Below are 519 nucleotides of genomic sequence, written 5' to 3'. Positions count from 1 at the left end.
TCAGGCGGAGCTTTTGTGCTTCGATCGGGCTGTTGTTGCTCGGTACAATCGGTTGGGCTTCATCAATGAGCCAGTTAATGCCTTCACTGCGTAGTAAGCGAGTCAGAAAGTCGTAGTCGCTTTCGTTGCTTTGCATGATGAAGGGGCGGATGTCGTATTGTTGTTGCAATCCACTGTGGTCTAGGCTGAGGCTCGAGGCAAAAAGTGGGCTTTTGTTTTGCCATTCTTCAAAGAGGATTTCGACCACTTCGACCACGGATTTGTTCATAAATACGCGGCTGTTGCGGCGTTTGTGCCAAAGTGAAGTTGCATCGTTAAGCGTGAGTTTGTAGAGGGTCAGTGCTCCATCGCTTTGTCCTTGTGAGGCTTCGGTGATGATGCCGGTGGTTCTAAACAGGGTGCCTTGATCAGTGACTTGATCGACGGCGACTTGTGTGCCGATGAATTGTTTGAGTGGAATTAAGGCATTGGTCGAGAGACAGATGAGTTCTGCTTGCACGCCTTCGTTAAGGACATGGC

The 519-nt window shown here is 49.7% G+C and carries 1 protein-coding gene; it reads right to left on the bottom strand.

Translation table 11 applies throughout. The features are described 5' to 3' along the window. Positions 1 to 519: phage late control D family protein (locus AC1M9I_RS14610; RefSeq protein ID WP_481611216.1), on the bottom strand; the 519-nt coding region annotated here is incomplete at both ends.

The organism is Acinetobacter sp. ANC_7553, from assembly GCF_056779895.1.
Note: the sequence above shows the minus strand (reverse complement) of the source record. Positions and strands in the feature narration are given on the sequence as shown.